This is a genomic window from Pseudomonas sp. No.117, from assembly GCF_054558395.1.
The window spans coordinates 97,876-113,288 of record NZ_BAAJNP010000002.1; the positions used below are offsets into that span (position 1 = coordinate 97,876).

General features: G+C 69.1%; 15 protein-coding genes. 11 read left to right on the forward strand and 4 right to left on the reverse strand.

Annotated features, from left to right (window positions below):
• Window positions 1-8 precede the first annotated feature (8 nt).
• The 3 genes from ACYJP6_RS03950 to ACYJP6_RS03960 are packed head-to-tail and all read left to right on the forward strand — an operon-like array spanning window position 9 to window position 3,567.
• Window positions 9-1,439, forward strand: coding sequence for an efflux transporter outer membrane subunit (locus tag ACYJP6_RS03950; protein ID WP_459473575.1), 1,431 nt, complete (start codon window positions 9-11; stop codon window positions 1,437-1,439).
• A gap of 53 nt (window positions 1,440-1,492) precedes the next feature.
• Window positions 1,493-2,902, forward strand: a complete 1,410-nt coding sequence (locus tag ACYJP6_RS03955; RefSeq protein WP_459474278.1) for an ATP-binding protein — start codon at window positions 1,493-1,495, stop codon at window positions 2,900-2,902.
• A complete protein-coding gene (locus ACYJP6_RS03960) occupies window positions 2,899-3,567 on the forward strand; it encodes a response regulator (protein WP_459473577.1) in 669 nt (222 codons plus the stop codon). The genes ACYJP6_RS03955 and ACYJP6_RS03960 overlap by 4 nt, the downstream gene beginning before the upstream one ends.
• 15 nt (window positions 3,568-3,582) lie before the next feature.
• Here the strand turns inward: ACYJP6_RS03960 and ACYJP6_RS03965 are convergent, their stop codons facing one another.
• The gene (locus tag ACYJP6_RS03965) at window positions 3,583-4,980 is read right to left on the reverse strand and encodes a CoA transferase (protein ID WP_459473579.1); all 1,398 of its coding nucleotides are present in this window, start codon (window positions 4,978-4,980) and stop codon (window positions 3,583-3,585) included.
• 185 nt (window positions 4,981-5,165) lie between these two features.
• Between ACYJP6_RS03965 and ACYJP6_RS03970 the strand changes: the two genes are divergently transcribed.
• The 4 genes from ACYJP6_RS03970 (at window position 5,166) to ACYJP6_RS03985 (ending at window position 8,330) form a co-directional block, all read left to right on the forward strand.
• Window positions 5,166-6,209, forward strand: coding sequence for an NAD-dependent epimerase/dehydratase family protein (locus ACYJP6_RS03970; RefSeq protein ID WP_459473581.1), 1,044 nt, complete (start codon window positions 5,166-5,168; stop codon window positions 6,207-6,209).
• A gap of 80 nt (window positions 6,210-6,289) precedes the next feature.
• Complete coding sequence (locus ACYJP6_RS03975) at window positions 6,290-6,829, forward strand: DsbA family protein (RefSeq protein ID WP_459473583.1); 540 nt, start codon at window positions 6,290-6,292, stop codon at window positions 6,827-6,829.
• Between the two features lie 133 nt (window positions 6,830-6,962).
• The gene (locus ACYJP6_RS03980) at window positions 6,963-7,400 is read left to right on the forward strand and encodes a YqaA family protein (RefSeq protein WP_459474279.1); all 438 of its coding nucleotides are present in this window, start codon (window positions 6,963-6,965) and stop codon (window positions 7,398-7,400) included.
• A 186-nt stretch (window positions 7,401-7,586) separates the two neighbouring features.
• Window positions 7,587-8,330 carry an SDR family oxidoreductase gene (locus tag ACYJP6_RS03985; protein ID WP_459473584.1) on the forward strand — a complete coding sequence of 248 codons (744 nt, stop codon included), beginning with the start codon at window positions 7,587-7,589 and terminating at the stop codon, window positions 8,328-8,330.
• Between the two features lie 10 nt (window positions 8,331-8,340).
• On the opposite strand, the gene ACYJP6_RS03990 is transcribed toward ACYJP6_RS03985, so the two are convergent.
• From ACYJP6_RS03990 to ACYJP6_RS04000, 3 genes are all read right to left on the reverse strand, one after another.
• On the reverse strand, window positions 8,341-9,114 hold the full coding sequence (locus tag ACYJP6_RS03990) for a lipopolysaccharide biosynthesis protein (protein ID WP_459473585.1): 774 nt from the start codon (window positions 9,112-9,114) through the stop codon (window positions 8,341-8,343).
• A gap of 803 nt (window positions 9,115-9,917) precedes the next feature.
• A complete protein-coding gene (gene uraH, locus ACYJP6_RS03995) occupies window positions 9,918-10,316 on the reverse strand; it encodes a hydroxyisourate hydrolase (protein ID WP_459473587.1) in 399 nt (132 codons plus the stop codon).
• Between the two features lie 11 nt (window positions 10,317-10,327).
• Window positions 10,328-10,804 carry a GlcG/HbpS family heme-binding protein gene (locus tag ACYJP6_RS04000; RefSeq protein ID WP_459473589.1) on the reverse strand — a complete coding sequence of 159 codons (477 nt, stop codon included), beginning with the start codon at window positions 10,802-10,804 and terminating at the stop codon, window positions 10,328-10,330.
• 295 nt (window positions 10,805-11,099) lie between these two features.
• Here ACYJP6_RS04000 and dapA point away from each other — a divergent pair, with 295 nt between their 5' ends.
• The 4 genes from dapA to pdxA are packed head-to-tail and all read left to right on the forward strand — an operon-like array spanning window position 11,100 to window position 15,407.
• Window positions 11,100-11,975: a 4-hydroxy-tetrahydrodipicolinate synthase gene (dapA, locus tag ACYJP6_RS04005; RefSeq protein ID WP_459474280.1), complete on the forward strand. Its 876-nt coding sequence runs from the start codon at window positions 11,100-11,102 to the stop codon at window positions 11,973-11,975.
• 12 nt (window positions 11,976-11,987) lie between these two features.
• A complete protein-coding gene (locus ACYJP6_RS04010) occupies window positions 11,988-13,154 on the forward strand; it encodes an iron-containing alcohol dehydrogenase (RefSeq protein ID WP_459473591.1) in 1,167 nt (388 codons plus the stop codon).
• Window positions 13,151-14,401: a four-carbon acid sugar kinase family protein gene (locus tag ACYJP6_RS04015; protein ID WP_459473592.1), complete on the forward strand. Its 1,251-nt coding sequence runs from the start codon at window positions 13,151-13,153 to the stop codon at window positions 14,399-14,401. The genes ACYJP6_RS04010 and ACYJP6_RS04015 overlap by 4 nt, the downstream gene beginning before the upstream one ends.
• Window positions 14,394-15,407: a 4-hydroxythreonine-4-phosphate dehydrogenase PdxA gene (gene pdxA, locus ACYJP6_RS04020; protein WP_459473594.1), complete on the forward strand. Its 1,014-nt coding sequence runs from the start codon at window positions 14,394-14,396 to the stop codon at window positions 15,405-15,407. Before ACYJP6_RS04015 ends, pdxA begins: the two co-directional genes overlap by 8 nt.
• Window positions 15,408-15,413 lie beyond the last annotated feature (6 nt).

The window sequence follows — 15,413 nt, forward strand, 5'->3', positions numbered from 1 at the left end:
TAACGACCATGCATGCCCCGCACGCCCTACCCGCCCTGCTCCTGCTGGCCCTGCTCGCCGGCTGCACCGTCGGCCCCGACTACCAGAGGCCCAGCGCTCCGCTCTCGACCCAGTTCAAGGAAGCCGCCGGCTGGAAGGCCGCCAGTCCGCGCGACGACCAGGCCAAGGGCGCCTGGTGGCAAGGCTACGCCGATCCGCAACTCACGGCGCTGCTCGACCAGGTGGCGGTGTCCAACCAGAACGTCGCCCAGTACCAGGCCCTCTATCGCCAGGCGCGCGCCCTGGTCCGCGAAAGCCGCGCCGAGACCCTGCCCAGCGCCACCCTGGACGCCAAGACCACCCGCAGCGAGAACGCCAGCGGGACCAGCGACAGCTCGAGCAGCGGCGCCAGCGTGAGGAACGCCGAAAGCCTGACCCTCGGCCTGAGCTGGGACCTGGACCTCTGGGGCAAGCTGCGCCGCACCCTGGAAGAGGACCGCGCCAGTGCCCAGGCCAGCGCCGCGGAGCTGGCCAATGCCACCCTCAGCGCCCAGGCCGAGCTGGCCCAGGACTATTTCCAGCTGCGCATCCTGGATCGACGCCTGGCGCTCTACGACCAGACCCTGGCCGACTACCGGCGCTACCTGGCGGTGATCCAGAACAAATACGACGAACAGCTCGCCTCCCGCGCCGACCTCGCCCAGGCCCGCACCCAGCTGGAGAGCGCCGACGCCAGTCGGCTGGACCTGACCACCCAGCGTGCCCAGCTGGAACACGCCATCGCCCTGCTGCTCGGCAAGCCGCCGGCGGACTTCAGCCTGGCCGTCGATCCGCACTGGCAGGCGCGGCTGCCGGACATTCCCGCCGGCCTGCCCACCGCCTTGCTGGAGCGCCGCCCCGACATCGCCCAGGCGGAACGGCAGGTGGCTGCCGCCAACGCCGCCATCGGCGTGGCCACCGCCGCCTACTACCCGGACCTTACCCTGAGCGCCAGCGGTGGCTACCAGAGCAGCCTGCTCGGCGAGCTGTTCAAGACGCCCAGCCGCTTCTGGTCGCTGGGCCCGACCCTCTCCGGCACCCTGTTCGACTTCGGCGCCACCCGCGCCAGCGTCGACCAGGCGCGCGCCGCCTACGACGCCAAGGTCGCCAGCTATCGGCAGACGGTGCTCACCGCCCTCGGCGAAGTGGAGGACTACCTGGTGGCCCTGCACACCCTGGATCCGGAACTCGCCGCCCAGCGCCGCGCCGTGGCCGCCGCCCGCGACTCGGCCAGCGTGACCCGCGACCAGTACGAGGCCGGCCTGATCGACTACCTGGACGTCGCCACCACCCAGGCCACCCAGCTCAGCCAGGAACAGAGCCTGCTGCAGCTGGAATCCAGCCAGCTGGTGACCAGCGTCCAGTTGCACATGGCCCTGGGCGGCGACTGGCAGGCCACGCGCCTGGCCGCGGCCCCCTGACAGCCATCCGCGGAGCTGCTAGCGTGCCCCTACCTTCCATTGCCGAGATCCGCATGGGCCTGCTTCGCCTGTCCCTGTCCGCCAAGGTCTTCCTCGCCGCCCTGGCGCTCTGCGCCTTCGCGGTGCTGGGCATGGCCTGGGCGTCCTACTTGAGTTTCTCGCGGGACTTCCTCGGCTATCTCAACGAGCAGGCCGAACAGCGCCTGGACGCCCTGGTGCCGCGCTTCGAGCACGCCTACGCCGAGCACCACAGCTGGGACTTCCTGCTCAACCAGCATCCGCCCGAGGCCTGGATCCAGCTGCTGCGGCCCGAGGTGCCGGCGGGCCAGGCCAGCCGGCCCACCCCGCCGGTCTCGGATCTCACCGGCGCCTTCCTGCGCTTCTCGCTGCTGGACGCTGAGCATGGCTACCTGATCGGCTTTCGCCAGATCGCGCCGCATCCCCTGCTGCGCGCCATCCACTGGCAGGGCCAGGTGGTCGGCTGGCTGGCCCTGACCCCCTTCGAGGCGGTGATCAGCGACGGCGACCGGCGCTTCCAGCAGGGCCAGATCCGCTCCAGCCTGGTGATCGCCTTCGTCTGCCTGTTGCTCGCCGCCGCCCTGGCCTGGTGGATCGCCCGCACCCTGCTACGGCCGATCCGTACCGTGGCCGCCGCCACCCACCGCCTGGCGGCGGGCGACTACGGCATCCAGCTGCCCATCCGCTCCGCCGACGAGGCCGGCCAGCTGGCGCAGGATTTCAATCGCCTGGCCAAGGCCCTGGCGGACAACGAACGCCAGCGCCGGGTGTTCATGGCCGACATCTCCCACGAGCTGCGCACGCCCCTGGCGGTGCTCAAGGGTGAGCTGGAGGCTATGGAAGACGGCATCCGGCCGCTGGACAACGGTGGGGTGAAATCGCTGCAGACCGAGGTCGGCTCGCTGAACAAGCTGGTGGACGATCTCTTCGAACTGTCCCTGGCCGAGGTGGGTGGCCCCACCTATCGCCACGAGCCCCTGGACCTGGCGATGCTGCTGGCGCTGACCGCCGATGCCTGGCGCGCCCGCTATCGCCAAGCCGGCCTGGCGTTGCAGCTGGAGCTGCCGGACGCGCCCCTGATGATTCGCGGCGACGAGGCGCGCCTCGGCCAGCTGTTCTACAACCTGCTGGAAAACAGCCTGAGATACACCGAGGCCCCCGGCCAGGTGCGCCTCACAGCGCGCCAGGTCGGCCAGCTGCTACAGGTCGACCTGCAGGACTCCGCCCCCGGTGTGCCCGCCGCCGATCGCGAGCGGCTGTTCGAACGCTTCTATCGCGTCGAGGGCTCGCGCAGTCGCCGCAGCGGCGGCGCCGGCCTGGGCCTGGCCATCTGCCGCGGCATCGCCGAGGTCCACGGCGGACGCCTGCAGGCACAGGCCTCGCCGCTCGGCGGCCTCTGGCTGGAACTCCAGCTGCCCGCCCTCGACGACCGGAGCCCGGCATGAGCCAGACCATCCTGCTGGTGGAAGACGAACCCAAGCTGGCCGCCCTGCTCGGCGACTACCTCAAGGCCGCCGGCTTCACCTGTGACTGGCGCGCCGATGGCCAGGAGGCCCTGGCGACGATCCGTGCCACACCGCCCGACCTGGTGTTGCTCGACCTGATGCTGCCCGGCCTGGACGGTCTGGAGGTGTGCCGCGCGGTACGGGCCTTCAGCGCCCTGCCGATCATCATGGTCACCGCCCGGGTCGACGAGATCGACCGCCTGCTCGGCCTGGAGCTGGGCGCCGACGACTACATCTGCAAGCCCTTCAGCCCGCGCGAGGTGGTGGCCCGGGTCAAGGCCGTGCTGCGCCGCAGCGCTGCGGGTAGCCTTCCCGCGCCCAGCGGCCTGCAACTGGACGCCGAGGCCTACCAGGCCAGCTACAACGGCCAGCCGCTGGAGCTGACCCCGGTGGAATTCCGTCTGTTGGCGACCCTGGCCAAGCACCCCGGCAAGGTGCTCTCCCGCGACCAGTTGCTCAACCACCTGCACGCCGACTACCGCATCGTCACCGACCGCACCGTCGACAGCCACGTGCGCAACGTCCGCCGCAAACTGCACCGCCTCGACCCGGACTGCGAGCTGATCCGCTCCATCTATGGGGTGGGGTATTGCCTGGAGCCTTGAGCCGGGCAACCCCGCTCAGTCCGCCGTCGACCAGGCCGCGGTCGCCGACCCCAGCCGGGTAGCCGGCCGTTCCCAGTGCAGGCGCAGGTCGCCGATCGCCAGTGCCGGGCGCAGGCGCAGCCCTGGCCCCCAGGCGGTGGGCTCGGATTCGCCGCCGTAGTCGCCGTCCTGCACGCCAGTGAACAGTGGCTCGCTGGCGACGACAGGATGCGCGGTCAGCAGGCAGGCGGTACGGGCCAGGGACAGGCGCGCGCTCAGGGTACGGCCCTCCCGGGCGCGGGCGGTCAGGCCGCGGATGACCGCGGCCGCCATCAGGTAGCCGGTGGCATGGTCGAGGGCCTGGACCGGCAGGGGCACCGGCTCCGCCACCTGCCGCCAGTCACGACCGGCCGCGGCGATGCCGGAGGACATCTGCACCAGGCTGTCGAAGCCACGGCGGCCGGCCCAGGGACCGCTCCAGCCGTAGGCGTTCAAGCTGACGTCGACCAGCGCCGGATTCAGCGCGCGGCGCTGGGCCGCACCGTAGCCCAGGCGCTCCAGGGCTTCCGGGCGATAGCCGTGCACCAGCACCTCGGCCGTGCCGAGCAGGCGCTCGAACGTCAGGCGGTCGGCGGGCCGGCGCAGGTCGAGACGGGCGCAGCTCTTGCCCAGGGTCACTTCCGGCGCCTGGGCCGGCTCGTCCCAGGCGGGCGGATCCAGCCGCAGCACCTCGGCCCCTAGCCCCGCCAGCAACCGGGTAGCGATGGGCCCGGCGAGGATGCGAGTCAGGTCGAGTACGCGGATACCGGCCAGGGGCCGCTGCGGCTCGGGTCGCCAGGCCGTGGCTGGCGCACAGGACTGCCAGTCGAGGGCCACCAGCGGCTCGGCCGCTACCGCGCGACCCTGGGGGTGGGCCTGCCAGGCCGCCAGGCTGCGCATTTCGGCGGCGCAGCCACCGGCGCTGACCACCGCCGTTTCCAGCGCGGTGGCCGACCAGCTGGCGACCGCCTCGGCCACCGCGCCGCGGGTCCCGGCACAGCCCAGGACGCCGAGCGCCGCCGCCCGATGGTGAGCCGCATTGGTGTGCAGGCGAAGCCAGCCGTCGCGGGTGCGATAGTCGCCGGCGACCGGGTTCCAGGCAGCCGGCAGGGCCCAGCCCTGGGGCTTGAGCGAACGACTGAACCAAGCCGCGGCCAGATGCCGATCCACCCGCACCTCGGCGACCGGTCCGGTCGCACCCAACAGGTCCGCCACCGCCAGGCCGGCCGCGCCCATGGAGGCCGTGGCCAGATCGCTGACAGGAAAGCAGGAGGCCAGGCTGTCGGCATTCACGACGCGCAGTTGCCCAGCCGCCGCACGAGGCAGCTCGAAGGCAGCCAGCACCTCCGCGAGCAGTGCTGGTAAGGCCGGAAAAGCCGCCGGAGATGTCGCCATGAAGGACCGCCTCGCGCGATGGGTAAAGGTCCAAGGTAGTCCGCGCCGGACGACCTTGAAAGCGCGCCGCGACGGGACGCCGGCGCAGCCCTGCCCCGTCGACCGTCCAGCCCGAACAGGGGACAAATCGAGGGCAGCCGGGGTCTCCCCTTCATCGTCCGCAACAGACTTCTCCAGGAGACCCCATGACTGCCAGACAACTCCTCATCGCCGGCGCCAGCGGCATCATCGGCCAGGCCGTGCTGGACGCCTTCGCCCAGAGCGGCTGGTCCATCGCTACCGTGGGCCGTTCGCAGGCCGCGCCGAGTCGCTTCCCCCATGTAACCGCCGACCTACTGGACACCGCAAGCCTGGCCGCCGCCAAGGACGAGTTCGCTGGCGTGACCCACCTTTTCTACAGTGCCCTCAAGCCCAATCCGGACCCGGGCGTGGAGGCCGACGAAAACGCCGCCATGCTGGAAAACCTGGTAGCCGCGATACGCAGTGCCGGTGCGCCCCTGGAGCGCATCACCTTCGTCCAGGGCGGCAAGATCTACGGCGCTCATCTCGGCGTCTACAAGACGCCCGCCCGGGAAGACGACAGCCGCCACTTCCCGCCCAATCTCTATTTCCGCCACGAGGATTTCGTCCGCAGCCTAGAGGCGGACGGCATCCGCTGGACCGCCTTGCGGCCCGACATCGTCATCGGCCATTCCCTGGGTTCGGCGATGAACCTGGGCAATCTCATCGGCCTCTATGGTGCCCTCTGCCGGGAGACCGGCACCGCCATGCAGTTCCCCGGCCCGGAGCAGGCCTATCGCGATGCCCTGGTCAATGTCACCGCCGCGCCGCTGCTGGGTGAGGCCGCGGTCTGGGCCGCCGAAGAAGAACGCGACGGCGCCTTCAACCTCACCAACGGCGACGTCTTTCGCTGGAGCCACGTCTGGCCCAAGCTGGCCGACTGGTTCGGCCTGGAGGTGGGCGAGCCCCAGCCGATTTCCCTGGATCAGCGGCTGACCGCGCTCAAGCCGGTCTGGCAGGCCCTGGCCCGGCGCGAGAACCTGGCCGAAGCCGATCCCCAGCGGATCGCCCCGGGCGCCTTCGGTGACTTCATCTTCCATGTCGAGAAGGACGCCATCTTCGACGTGACCAAGGCGCGGCAGGCCGGCTTCCAGCGGATGATCCTGAGGTCGGACGAGGTCCTGCTGGCGCACCTGGAAGATATGCGGCGGCGGCGCCTGATTCCTTGATGCCTCACGCACCGGGAAAACGCCAGGGACGGCGTGCGGTCTGATCCCGGTCGTTTCGCCCATCACCACCGGAGATCCCGATGTACGCAGACACCCTGAGCTGGGGCCACGGCCCCCGTACTTTCGAAGTCTTTCTCGAGCCCACCTGCCCCTTCTCGGTCAAGGCCTTCAACAAGCTCGACGACCTGCTGGCCCAGGCTGGCCCTGACCGCATCACCCTGAAGATCCGCCTGCAATCCCAGCCCTGGCACCTGTTTTCCGGCGTGGTGGTGCGCTGCGTGCTGGCCGCCGCTACCCTGGAAGCCGGTAAGGACAGCGCCAAGGCGGTGCTGGCGGCGGTCGCCGCTCACCGCGAGGAATTCGAATTCCAGGACCACGCCACCGGCCCCAACCGTGACGCCACGCCCAACGACATCATCGCCCGCCTGGAAGGCTACAGCGGCCTGGCCCTGGCCGAGGCCTTCGCCCAGCCCGACCTGCAACAGGCCATCAAATGGCACTGCAAGTACGCCCGGCAGAACGGCATCCACGTCTCGCCCACCTTCATGATCGATGGCCTGGTACAGCCCGATATCAGCAGCGGCGACTCGGTGGAGGAATGGATCGCCAAACTGGGCTGAACGCCAGGCGCGCAGCCTGGGTGCAGGGGGCGGCCAATCCCTCCCTACAGGCGTTATGCTCGGCAGCCTCGGGCGGACCGGGACGCTTTCCGCCGTCCGCGATCCCTGACCTTTCCCAGCAGGAGCCGCTGTGCTGGAAGCCCTGAGTCTGTACCTCGGCCTGGCCGCGCTCGCCTTCGGCGCCGCCACCCTGCTCCCCCTGCAATCGGAAGCCGCGCTGGCCGGGCTGCTGCTTACCGCGCGCTACGAAACAGTATTTCTGCTGCTGGCCGCCACCCTGGGCAACGTCGCCGGCTCGACCCTGAACTGGTGGCTCGGTACCCAGCTGGAGCGCTTCCACGAGCGCCGCTGGTTCCCGCTATCGCCAGAGCGCCTAACGCGCATCCAGGCGGCCTACCAGCGTTATGGCTGGTGGTCGCTGCTGCTCAGCTGGACGCCGATCATCGGCGATCCGCTCACCCTGGTAGCCGGGGTGATGCGCGAGCCGCTGTGGCGCTTTCTGCTGGTGGTGACCCTGGCCAAGGCCGCGCGCTACGGCGTGGTCTGGGGACTGACGCTGGGCTGGCGCTGAGCCGGCCCCCCAGGACGTCCTCCTCTGCCCTACGCCATTCAGGCTCGCCGACGAGTTGCCTGGATGCCAGGGGACCGCCCCAGAGCTGTTGCGCCGGCCCCCCCCCGGACGGCGGCCGCGCCAGTCGCCGCACCTTGGGCTGGGCGGCAAGTCAGATGTCTCTCGACAACCTGAGGAGCCTTTGCCATGAGCGACAACATCCACGACAAGGTGGTGGTGATCACCGGTGCCAGCAGCGGCCTCGGCGAGGCCACCGCGCGCCGGCTGGCCCAGGAGGGTGCGCGCCTGGTGCTGGGCGCGCGCCGGCTCGACCGTCTGGAGGCCCTGGCGGCGGAGTTGCAGGCCACCGGCGCCCAGGTGGCGGTCCAGGCCACCGACGTGACCCAGGCCGAGCAGGTCCAGGCGTTGGTCGACCTCGCCCTGGACCGATACGGCCGGATCGACGTCATGCTCAACAACGCCGGGCTGATGCCGCATTCGCCGCTGGACCGGCGGCGACTGGAAGACTGGGACCGGATGATCGACGTCAACATCAAGGGTGTGCTCTATGGCATCGCCGCGGTCCTGCCGACCATGCAGGCGCAGCAGAGTGGCCACATCATCAACGTCTCTTCGGTCGCCGGTCACAAGGTCCGCGCGGGCAGCACCGTCTATTCGGCCACCAAGCATGCGGTGCGGATCATCTCCGAGGGCCTGCGCCAGGAGGTCAAGCCCTATGGCATCCGCACCACCATCCTCTCGCCCGGCGCCGTGGCCACCGAGTTGCCCAACAGCATCAGCGAGGCGGACGTCGCGGAGAACGTCCGCAAGCTCTATGAGCTGGCCATTCCCGCCGACGCCTTCGCCCGGGCGGTGGTCTACGCCCTGAGCCAGCCAGACGACGTGGACATCAACGAAATCCTCTTCCGGCCGACGCGCCAGGAGTACTGACCTCGCGGCTTCAACCGGCCTGGCGGGTTCGCAATCCCAGCCAGGCGGCCTCGACCACCGCCAGGTCGGCCGGCGGGATGAGCTGGGCGGGAATGCGGCTGCTAGGCGACAGGTTGAAGACCTGGCGGCCCTCGGCGGTCATGACGTCCTGCATGACCTTGAACCCGGGCAGGATACGACTGTACAGGTGCTCTTCCAGGCCGCAGGGGGATCTTGGCCGCGTACTGCCTTCGTAGAAGCGCGGGGCCTGCGCGTTGAGATCGACACCGGCGAGATAGATCTCGGTGAAGCCCAGGTGATAGGCCAGTTGCAGCGCGATGTAGGCCACGGTGCGCACGTCGAAGATGCCGTAGTCCATGTCCCGGCTGAAACCTATGTCGCGCGCCCGCCGACTGAGCAAGGTCAGCGTGCGTTCGGCTTGGTCGCGCTCCCGCCCGAGGTAGTGTTCCAGACGGGTACTGGGCGCTCGGCGCAACGCGTGAGCCTTGGCCTGCCGGCTTCCCGCCAGCCTTTCGATCGCCTCGGGCCACAAGGCCAGCCGTTGCGCCTGCTCGAGCCCACGCTCATAGAGATCGGGTTGCTGCTCGGCGAAGCTCAGGTCGCTGCAGACGTAGAACAGCGGGCGGATGCCGCTCCCACTCAGCTTGGCAATGGCGCCGTTCATGGTGATGATCGGCACCCCCTGCCAGGCGTCCAGGCTGAGTTCGCCAGCCGAAGGTCCGGAGGCCAGCAGCAGCACCGGGCCGCGTTGACTGTTGCGCAGTGACGCGAAGTCCTGGCTCACAGGGGCACGCCGCCTGCAGCCGCGTCAGCCCGGACCGTAGAAAAGCTAGGTGAAAACTGATCGAGCGGCATACCTACCAGCTCCTGACAAGGTAACGGTGGACGTCATTTGTCATTCATGATCGATTGCACCGCTCGAAAAAATAACCGGGCACAATAAGGGTTCACGCGACCAAGGCTACACTTTGTCGATTAGGACTCACTTAAGGCGCCGGTATCGCTGTCCGCTCGTTGGCGATCAGACAGCCTATTCGCGAGCCGGGCCGATTCGAGACTGGCGAGGGCTTTTGGGGATCAGGAGATCGGCAAAGGTTGCTATTCTCCGAGGATGACGCCGCCGGCCGCTTATCTTGCCGCCCACCGGCAGCGTGCCGCTCATAGGGCCTGGGAACGACAGGCCACACGGGGTAGCTGTGGCTACCCTAGGCGAGCGAAGCTACCGCCTAAACAGGCTCCCTCCGCAGCTCGCGATAGCCCCTTTGCCAAGCCAGGCAGGCCCTCCAGGCCGGAGGACCTGCCCTCGCCGCGGACCTCACCGCGCCCGCCCGGACGCAGCAGAGGGCGTGAGGCGTTGCGCCTCACCGGCGACTAGGTTCTTTACGAGAAACGCCTAAGCTCGGTGATGCCTGGTTGAACACGGCCTGGATCGCCAGCCCGGCCTAGGCGGCCCGTTCGCACTGCGCATTTACCGCTCGTGAGCTCGTGCGCGAGCCCGGTCGTGCGCGAGCCCGATCCGCTTGCCCAGCGTTTTCCGGAGCCGCCCAGGCCTTGCCCGACCTTCGCTCGCTGACGTTTCGTACAGACCTAGGAACCCCGGTAGGTACTGAAGCCGTAGGGGCTGAGCAACAGCGGGATATGGTAGTGCTGCTCCGGCTGGGTGACGTCGAACACTACCGGGATCTCGGGGAAGAAGGCGCTGCGGCCCTGCTGGCGATAGTAGTCGCCGGTCTTGAAGACCACGCGGTACTCACCCTTCTCGAAGGTGTTTTCCTTCGGGAACAGCGCCGGTACCCGCCCCTGTTCGTTGGTGATCTCTTCCGCCAGCGGCTGCCAGCCCTGCCCTACCTGGCGCTCCAGGGTCACATGGACTCCCGCCGACGGCTTGCCGTCTTCCAGGTTCAGCACATGCACGCTGAGCGGATTGGGGGCGGCGACCGCGAAGCCGGACAGGGCCAGCCCGGACAACAGCACGAACGTCTTCATGGAAGTCTCCTTCAAGGATGGGAGGTGAGGTTGAGGTGTTCAGCGGCCGCCAGCGCACAGCGCTCGTCCGCACCGCCACCGCCGGCCCCGGCGATGCCGAGGGCGCCGACCAGCTGGTCGCCTTCATAGAGCGGGATGCCACCGCCCAGTAGCAGCAACTCGGGCAGGGTGACGAGATTGGCGGCGTCCGGGTTCTGCCGGGCACGCTCGGCCAGCGCCTGCGAAGGCGTGCGGGCGGAGAGCGCGGTGAAGGCCTTGCGCCGCGCCGCCTCGGTGTTGTGCGGCCCGACGCGGGTATCACGCTGCAGCAGGATCGTCTGGCCACTGTGATCGAGTACCGCGAGCGCTGCACTGCAGGGCGCGGCCTGTGCCAGCCGCTGGGCGGCAGGCAGGTCCAGATCAGGGTGCTGCGGCAAGGCGGCCTGCGCCTGAGCGAGCAGGGTGGTGCCCAGGAGGGCGGCGGTTACGGCAGTGAGAAAGCGCGACATGAGGCGAGGCCCAGGAAATGACCTCGCCACCCTAACCTGATCATTCGGTCAGGAACGGGTACCAGCGCGTGACAATTTTGTCAGTTCAATCAGGGTAATGACCGCCACCTGGGCAGCGTTCATGCCGAGCGACCGACGCGCCCTGGACGCCAGACAGTCAAGGTCAGGCACACCCTGTGATCTCCGCCGAACGTGCAGACCGTCACTCAGCGTGATAATTCGCCGGTCCACTATTGATCGATTAGATCAAAACGTGCTTTATTGTGATTAGAACAATCACAAGGTAGGCATGATCATGAAATTCCGCGGCATCGTTCCCGCCCTCGTCACCCCGTTCGACGCCCAGCAGCGCGTCGATGAAAACGCCTTGCGCGGTCTGATCGAAAATCTGATCGGCGCTGGCGTCCACGGCCTGTTCGTACTGGGCACCAACGGCGAGTTCTTCGCCCTCTCCGAAGCCGAGAAGCTGCGTATCGCCGAGCTCACGGTAGACGCCGCCGGCGGTCGGGTGCCAGTGGTAGCCGGTACTGGTGCCTTCGCCACCCACGAAGTGATCGAACTGAACAAAAAGATGGCGGATCGCGGCGTCGACGCCCTCTCGGTCATCACGCCCTACTTCAATGCCGTCAGCCAGAAAGAGCTGATCACCCACTACGAAGCCATCGGCGACGCTTCCTCGCTGCCGCTGATGCTCTACAACATCCCGGCCAAGACCGGTATGTCCATCGGCATCGGCGCGGTGGCCACCCTGAGCCAGCACCCGCAGATCAAGGGCATCAAGGACAGCGCCGGCAACTTCGACGCCCTGGTGCAGATGCTGAAATACCGCAGCGACGACTTCGCCGTCTTCGCCGGCACCGACTCCCTCATCTACTGGAACCTGCTGGCAGGTGGCGACGGCGCCGTGGCGGCCACCGCCAATGCCGTGCCGCAGGTGGTCATGAGCATCTGGAACGCCTTCCAGGCCGGTGACCACGCCACCGCCCGCGCCGCCCAGGAAAGGCTGCGGCCGCTGCGCGACGCCTTCGCCCTCGGGACCATGCCGTCGGTACTGAAGAAGGCCGCCGACCTGCTCAACGTCCCGGTCGGTCCCTGCCGGGCCCCGGTGGCGCCGCTGGACGAAGCCACCGTACACAAGCTCGAAGGCCTACTGGCCGTCTATCGCGACTGATCCGGAGCGCCCATGTCCCTCTACCATTTCCATACCGTCAAACACCTGGTCCATGGCGCCGGCGCCCTCGACCAGCTCGGCGACAAGCTCGCCCTCCTCGACGTCCCGCTGCGCCGCGTGGTGCTGGTCACCCAGCAGGCCATGCACGGCCTGGGCGTAACCGAGCGGGTCAAGGCACAGCTGGCCGCCCGCGACATCGAGGTGGCGGTGATCGACAACGTCGAGATCGAGCCCACCCTGGAGAACATCGAGCAGGTGTTCCGCGAGCAGGTCGCGCCGCGCCAGCCCGACGCCCTGCTCGCCATCGGCGGCGGCTCGGTGCTGGACGCCGCCAAGCTGTTCGCGGTCATGCTCACCAACGAGCAGTCGCTAAGGTCCATGCTGGGTATCGACCAGGTGGCCCGCGCCGGGCTGCCCACCGTGCTGGTGCCGACCACTGCGGGCACCGGCTCGGAGGTCACCCCCAACGCCATCGTCACCCTGCCTGACGAAGAGCTGAAGGTGGGCGTGGTCAGCCGCCACCTGCTGCCAGCGCTGGTGCTGCTCGATCCGTTGCTGACCCTGAGCCTGCCCAAGGCCATCACCGCCGCCACCGGAATGGACGCCTTCACCCATTCGCTGGAGTCCTTCATCTCCAACAAGGCTAATCCGGTCAGCGATACCTTTGCCCTGGAGTCCATGCGCCTGATCGCCGGCAGCATCGTCGAGGCCTATCAGCAGCCGGACTCGGTGCGCGCCCGCAGCGACATGCTGCTCGGCTCCACCTACGGCGGCGTGGCCCTGACCGCGGCCGGCACGGCCGCCGTGCATGCCCTGGCCTATCCCCTGGGCGGCAAGTTCCACGTCACCCACGGCGTGGCCAATGCCATGCTGCTGCCCCATGTCATGGCCTTCAACCTGGACAGCTGCGCACCACGCCTGAAGCGCGCCGCCCTGGTCTGCGGCCTCGCCCGCGAGGAAGACAGCGACGAAGCCGCCGCACACAAGTTGATCGAACAGATCGCCGCCTGGACCGCCACCCTGGAGATTCCGCAGGACCTGGCCGCCTTTGGTGTCCGCGAGGAACACCTGCCAGAAATGGCCGTGGCAGCGTCCAAGGTCACCCGGCTGATGGTCAACAATCCCAAGCCGCTGAGCCTGGACGACATCCAGGCGCTGTACCGGCGCCTGCTGCCATGACCCGCCTGCTGATCCTGGCCGACGATCTCAGCGGCGCCGCCGACTGTGCTCTGGGCTTCGCCAAGGCCCAGGCGACCCGGGTGCTGCTCGACGCCGAGGCCCTGGATGCCCAGGCGCCGGTGACGGCACTGGATCTGGACAGCCGTCGACTGGACTCGCGTGCGGCCGCCGCGCGCCATGCCGCACTGCTCGGGCACCCGGCGTTGGCGGGCGCCGCGCTCTACAAGAAGATCGACTCCACCCTGCGTGGCAATGTCGCCGCCGAGGTAGCGGCCCTTGCCCCGCGCGGCCTGGCCCTGGTCGCGCCCGCCTACCCGGCACTGGGCCGCACGACCCAGGGTGGCCTCCAGTACCTGGACGGCGTACCGGTCGACCAGACCGATGTCTGGCGCAACGAGGGCCTGACCGGCAGTGCCGATCTGGTCGCTCAACTGACCGATCACGGCATCAGCTGTGCCCGGCTCGACCTCGCCACCCTGCGTCAGCCGGTGGCCCTGGCCGCCGCCCTGCGCCGCGCGCTGGACAGTGGTCTGCCCGCGCTGGTCTGCGACGCCGAGCGCCAAACGGACCTGGAGGCGCTGGGCCGGGCCTCCGCGCCCCTGGCGCAGCAACTGTTCTGGGTCGGCTCCGCAGGTCTGGCCGAGGCGCTGCCCGCAGCGCTGGGCCTGACCGACCACATCGCGCTCCGCCCTCCAAGCGACGGCCCGATCCTTACGGTGGTGGGCAGCATGTCGCGGCACTCCCAGGCCCAGGCCGAGCGTCTAGTGGCCGGGAGCGGCCAACACTGGCAGCGGCTGGCCCCTGCCTGGCTGCTGGAGCCGCAACACGCCGCCGAGCGTACCGCGCTGGCCATGGCCCTCGCTCGGCAGCTCGCCCGCGGCGAAGACGTCCTGGTCAGTCTTGACCAGCAAGCGCGGGATCCGCGTCAGGCCGTGGCCCTGAGCCAGGCCCTGGCCGAATTGCTGCAGCCCGCCCTACAGGAGTCCGCCGCCCTCATGGCCACTGGCGGCGAGACCGCTCGCGCCCTGCTCGCCCAGGCCGGCATCACCGCGCTGGACCTGCACGGCGCCCTCGCGCCGGGCGTGGCCCTGGCCAGCACGCGCTGGCGCGGCCGCGCCCTGAACGTCGTCACCAAGGCCGGCGGCTTCGGCCAAGCCAACACCCTCCTCGACGCCTGGCGCCACCTGCGCGCCAGCCCACCCGCACAGGCCTCGGCCTCCCTGCACAAGGAAGCCCACCATGTCTGAACGTCCCGTCATCGGCATCACCATGGGTGACGCCAGCGGCGTCGGTCCCGAGATCATCATGAAGTCCCTGGCCCACACCGCGGTCTACGACAGCTGCCGCCCGCTGGTCATCGGCGACGCCGGTCGCCTGGAAGATGCCAATCGCATCGTCGGCGGTCGCCTGCAGATCAACGCCATCGAGCGGCCCGATCAGGCACGCTTCCAACCCGGCGTGGTGGATTGCATCGACCTCGGCCTGATCCCCGCCGACCTGCCCTACGGCAAGCTGTCGGCCCTCGCCGGCGACGCCGCCTATCGTTACATCGAACGCACCGTGCAGCTCACCTCCGCGGGCGAACTCGACGCCATCTGCACCGCCCCGCTGAACAAGGAAGCCCTGCACGCGGGCGGCCATATCTTCCCGGGCCACACCGAGCTGCTGGCGCACCTCACCGGCACCGAGGAGGTGTCGATGATGCTGATGACGCCGATCCTCAAGGTCATCCACGTCACCACCCATATCGGCATCATCGATGCCATCGCGCGCATCGAGCCGGGCCTGGTCAAGCGCACCATCGAACGCGCCCACGCCACCCTGCAGCGGGCCGGCATCCAGGACCCCCTGATCGCCGTCTGCGGCATCAACCCGCATGCCGGCGAGAACGGCCTGTTCGGCTACGGCGAGGAAGAAACCAAGATCCAGCCGGCCATCGACGAGCTGCGCGCCCGTGGCTGGCGCGTGGAAGGCCCGTTGCCTGCGGACACACTCTTCTTCCGCGCCGGGCGCGGCGACTTCGACTGCGTGGTGGCCATGTATCACGACCAGGGCCACGGCCCGGTCAAGGTCATGGGCCTGGAAGCGGGCGTCAATGTCACCGTCGGCCTGCCGGTGATCCGCACCTCGGTAGACCACGGCACCGCCTTCGACATCGCCGGCAAGGGCATTGCCGACGAGCGCAGCCTCATCGAGGCGCTGCGCCAGGCCACCGAACTCGCCAGCCGGCATCGCGCCAGCCAGGCCGCCTGAGGAGCC